Source organism: Candidatus Symbiopectobacterium sp. (assembly GCF_020054415.1).
Lineage (GTDB): Bacteria > Pseudomonadota > Gammaproteobacteria > Enterobacterales > Enterobacteriaceae > Symbiopectobacterium.
The window spans coordinates 1-4,540 of sequence record NZ_JAHWCO010000104.1; the positions used below are offsets into that span (position 1 = coordinate 1).

Consider the following 4,540-nt stretch of genomic DNA (forward strand, 5'->3'; position numbering starts at 1 on the left):
GCGCTGCTTGAGGGCCTTGTTATAAGAGGGCCAGTTGGTGATTTTAAAATTTTGTTTTGCCATGGAGACCTGATTTTGAAACAACTGTGGTGATCTGCTCCGATGATTACCCAAAAGTTCTATTTATTCAACAAAGCCTCAATAACGCGTAGAAAAACGGTACCCCGTTCCCCGGACCGTTTGCACCATTTTATCGTGTCCGCTGGTTTCCAGCGCCTTGCGCAAGCGACGAATATGCACGTCCACAGTACGATCCTCAACATAAACGTTAGTTCCCCAAACGTTATTGAGCAACTGCTCGCGGCTGTATACACGCTCAGCGTGCGTCATAAAGAAATGCAGCAGTTTGAATTCGGTCGGCCCCATCTCCAGCGCGTGTTGTTCTGTGGTAACGCGATGCGAAGTTGGGTCCAGACTCAACCCCCGCATTTCGATCACCTCTTCCACCGCCATGGGTGAAATACGGCGCATCACCGCATTGATGCGTGCTACCAGTTCTTTGGGCGAAAACGGCTTGGTGATATAATCATCCGCGCCAACCTCAAGCCCGCGTACGCGATCTTCCTCTTCACCGCGCGCCGTCAACATCATAACCGGAATATCCCGCGTCAGCGCTTCGCTCTTCATGTGCTTGATAAACTGCAATCCCGAGCCACCTGGCAGCATCCAGTCCAGCAGTACCAGATCCGGATAGAGTTCGGACAAACGCGTCACAGCGCTGTCATAATCTTCCGCTTCAACGGACTGATAGCCGTTTTGCTCTAACACGAAGCACACCATTTCACGGATCGGCGCTTCATCTTCTACGACCAGTATGCGTCTTGCCATTGTCCATCCTGCCGTTAGTCAGCGTATGAAACGCGTCAAAAATAACGAAATCTCACCATTGCCCGCTTTACCTATAAAGGTGCCTGAGCAGCTTATCTTCTGCGGGCGAAAGCAGTATGCGTCAGTTTTATGACGGATTTATGAAAAACCAAACTGAAGGTAACACCCTATTTAGCCACTGTTTCCAAAATTTTCGCAGCGATAACGACAGCCGTCGCCCTCACTGCTTATAATCGCCCTACAGTAGATAGCACGTCTAACAGTAAACGCCATGCGTATCATTCACACCGCAGACTGGCATCTGGGCCAATATTTTTATACTAAAAGTCGCGCACCGGAGCATCAAGCGTTTCTCGACTGGCTCATCGAGCAGATAACCGAACATCAGGTCGATGCGCTGATTGTGGCGGGTGATATCTTTGATAACGGTTCGCCGCCAAGCTACGCACGCGAGATGCTCAACCGGTTTGTGGTGGCATTGCGCACCACGGGATGCCAATTGGTGTTGCTGGCCGGAAACCACGATGCGGTAGCAACCTTAAATGAATCGCGCGATCTGCCAGCATGCCTCAATACCCGTGTTATCGCCAACGCCACCGAGGATGTGATGCTGCAGGTCTTCACACTTAATACCCATCAAGGCGCGCCCGGTGCAATTCTGTGCGCGATTCCTTTTCTGCGTCCGCGCGACATCCTGCGCAGCCTGGCGGGTCAATCCGGCGTGGAAAAACAGATCGCCTTGCAAGAAGCCATCAGCGAACACTACGCGCAATGCTATCAGCACGCCTGCGATTTGCGCGACACGCTGGCAATGCCCCTGCCGATTATCGCCACCGGACACCTGACCACCGTGGTGGTTACCGCCTCGGAAGCGGTACGCGAGATCTACATCGGCTCGCTTGATGCTTACCCGGTACAGGCCTTTCCGCCTGCCGATTATATCGCCCTTGGGCATATCCACCGCCCGCAGCGCGTGGTGCACAGCGAGCACATCCGCTACAGCGGCTCCCCGATTGCTCTGAGTTTTGACGAGATTGGTAGTGAAAAATCGGTCACGTTGATCGACTTCTCGCCTAGCGCGCCCCCAGAAATAACGCTGCTACCCGTACCTGTGACGCAACCGATGCGCCTCATCAAAGGCAATCTGGCGGACATTGAGCAACAGTTGCACAGCTTACCCATACCAGAAGCGAGTCAGCGCATCTGGCTGGGCATCGAGATCGCCACCGACACCTACCTCAGCGATATGCAGCAGCATATCCAGCAGTTAACGCACACATTGCCCGTCGACGTGTTGCTGTTACGGCGCAACCGTGAGCAGCGGTTGCAGGCGATTGCGCGCGAAAAGAAAGAAACATTGGACGAATTATCCCCGCAGGACGTTTTTGAACGCAAACTGGCGCTGACCGACATGGCGCAGGAACAGCAAGCACGGCTGCGCCCGCTGTTCGATGAAATGGTCAGAGACGTTACCGAAGGAGCGCCGCAAGCATGAAAATCTTGAGCTTACGGTTAAAAAAACCTCAACTCTCTCAAAGGCGAATGGAAGATTGATTTCACACAGGATCCGTTTGCCATCACCGGCCCGACCGGCGCGGGCAAAACTACGCTGCTGAATGCCATCTGTCTGGCACTGTATCACCAGACGCCGCGGCTGAATGCGCTCTCCGCCACGCAAAACGAACTGATGACACATAATACGGCCGACTGTCTGGCAGAAGTGGAATTTGAGGTCAAGGACGTCGTCTATCGCGCGTTTTGGAGTCAGCGCCGCGCCAAAGATGCGGCAGACGGCAACCTGCAAACCCCGAAAGCCGAACTGGCGCTGATCGAAGACGGTAAGATCCTCACGCAAAAGTTGTCCGAAAAACTGGCTCACACCGTCCGTATTATCGGGCTGGATTTTGAGCGTTTTACCCGCTCAATGATTCTCTCGCAGGGGCAATTTCCGCCTTTCTTAATGCCGCTACTAAAGATCGCGCAGAACTGCTGGAAGAGCTGACCGGAACAGTGATCTATGGCGAGATCTCCAGTCGGATCTATGAACGGCATAAGGCAGTAAAGCTGGCATTGGACACGCTACAATCACGCGCCTCAGCCATCACACTGTTGGATGACGTGAGCGACAAAGCGTACTGGCGGCACTGACTCAGCTACAGCAGGAAGAACAACGGTTACGGGAAAAACGTAAGCAAGCACTGACACACCAGCAATGGCTGGTTCAAGAACGGCTTCTTCAGCAGGACTTACGCAAAAAGCAGCAACAGGCCGAGGCCGTTGAGCAGGCACAAAGTGACGCCGAGCCCGATCGATTACGGCTGGAACGTGACGAGCCCGCAGAAAAATTGCGCCCCTTACAGCGCGAGCGCGAACGTACTCAATTAGCACGGGTTGCTGCACAAACGCGTGAAAGCGAGTTAACCCAGCAGCACGCCGCCAGCCAGACGATACATCAGCAGCAACAGCAGTTGTTGCTGCAAGCGCAACAGGCACAGCAGCAACAGAATGCCGCACGCCAGCAGGAAGAAACGCTGATCGAGCAGCAGGTGATACCGCTCGATCAGCACATCGCTAGCCAAAGGGAACGCTGTGCCCAGCACCGCCTAGCGTTGAGCCAAATACAAACTCAGCGTGATAACGAGCAGCAGCAACTGGCTGACCTGCTTCGCCAGCGCGATACCCTGCAAACCCAGAGTGAAACCCGACTCAATTACCAGCAGCAGCATCCCCATCACAGTCACTGGGGCGAACAACTTGGCGCGTGGCGCGCGGCATTCTAGGAACAACAGCGCTTGTCAGAGGAACTGACCGCTGTCGATACGCAGCAGCAGCGCCTGAACAACGATGAACAAGCGATAACGCGCAAGCAGGTGGGGCTAAGCGAACAGCAGCAACAGGTGTGGCAACAGGAAGAAACGGCGAATCCGATTGCCGGTTTGCGTGAACGTTACGCGGCGCACCAGCGCGCAGGGCAAGCACGGAGGCACTTTGGGGAATTAACACAAGCACTCAGCAACCTACGTCAACAGCAGCAAAATAGCGCCAGCAAATGGCTCACGCTGGACCAGCATTTTCAGTCCGACACGCAGAGTAATAACGCGCAACGCGCGGGCTGTCAGCGTCTGGAGCAGCAACTGAACGATGTCGAACACTGCGTCGAGCTGGAACAGCACATCGTCAAGCTGGAGGCTGAACGCGCACAGTTACAACCGGGAGAGGCCTGTCCGCTGTGTGGCTCCACGCACCATCCGGCGATTGCGGAGTATCAAACGCTGGCGCAAACCGCGTCCGAGACGCAAGTGCGTATGGCACAACTGCGCACGCAATGCCAGCAGGCGCGCAGTGAATTGGCACAGTGCGAAGGTGCGCTCGCCGCATTGGCAAAACAGCGTGACGAACTTCAAGCCGAACGGGCCGAACAGGAAAAGCGATACCAAACTCGCTATACCGCTTAGCAACAGGTGAGTGAGCATTTACACGTAACCTTCACGCCCGAGCAGGAACAAGAGATTGCCGAGTGGCTTACCGCCTGCGATCGCGAAGCAGATACCCTGTTTAGCCAGATAGAAGCTCGGTCGTGTATTCAATGAGTTGATGTAGCATCAAACGTAGTACTCGCGTTCGATGTAAGTACCGATGATCCTATCGTGCATTTCGGATGATTTTGAATATCCGAGCGTCTTGCGATTGAGCCGTTGCAATCGGTTACGCA

At 54.4% G+C, this 4,540-nt stretch carries 5 protein-coding genes and 1 pseudogene; 4 read left to right on the forward strand and 2 right to left on the reverse strand.

Annotated features, from left to right (window positions below; genetic code table 11):
• Positions 1-138: 138 nt before the first annotated feature.
• Positions 139-828 carry a phosphate response regulator transcription factor PhoB gene (gene phoB / locus QZ506_RS03215; RefSeq protein WP_291969024.1) on the reverse strand — a complete coding sequence of 230 codons (690 nt, stop codon included), beginning with the start codon at positions 826-828 and terminating at the stop codon, positions 139-141.
• A gap of 271 nt (positions 829-1,099) precedes the next feature.
• Here phoB and sbcD point away from each other — a divergent pair, with 271 nt between their 5' ends.
• The 4 genes and pseudogenes from sbcD to QZ506_RS03235 all read left to right on the forward strand — a co-directional run bounded on the left by sbcD (position 1,100) and on the right by QZ506_RS03235 (position 4,283).
• Positions 1,100-2,323 carry an exonuclease subunit SbcD gene (sbcD, locus tag QZ506_RS03220; protein WP_291969025.1) on the forward strand — a complete coding sequence of 408 codons (1,224 nt, stop codon included), beginning with the start codon at positions 1,100-1,102 and terminating at the stop codon, positions 2,321-2,323.
• Positions 2,320-2,963: pseudogene (locus QZ506_RS03225) on the forward strand (AAA family ATPase); the annotation flags it as partial. The gene sbcD and the pseudogene QZ506_RS03225, both read left to right, overlap by 4 nt.
• 210 nt (positions 2,964-3,173) lie before the next feature.
• The gene (locus QZ506_RS03230) at positions 3,174-3,608 is read left to right on the forward strand and encodes a hypothetical protein (protein WP_291969027.1); all 435 of its coding nucleotides are present in this window, start codon (positions 3,174-3,176) and stop codon (positions 3,606-3,608) included.
• Between the two features lie 12 nt (positions 3,609-3,620).
• Positions 3,621-4,283: a hypothetical protein gene (locus QZ506_RS03235; RefSeq protein WP_291969029.1), complete on the forward strand. Its 663-nt coding sequence runs from the start codon at positions 3,621-3,623 to the stop codon at positions 4,281-4,283.
• 147 nt (positions 4,284-4,430) lie between these two features.
• Here QZ506_RS03235 and QZ506_RS03240 read toward each other — a convergent pair.
• The coding region (locus QZ506_RS03240; protein WP_291968657.1) for an IS1 family transposase at positions 4,431-4,540 on the reverse strand (110 nt) is incomplete at its 5' end.

Excerpts from the sequence above, each read along its gene's own strand:
- sbcD (WP_291969025.1), top strand. The coding sequence starts at position 1,100 with ATGCGTATCATTCACACCGCAGACTGGCATCTGGGCCAATATTTTTAT.
- phoB (WP_291969024.1), bottom strand. The coding sequence starts at position 828 with ATGGCAAGACGCATACTGGTCGTAGAAGATGAAGCGCCGATCCGTGAA.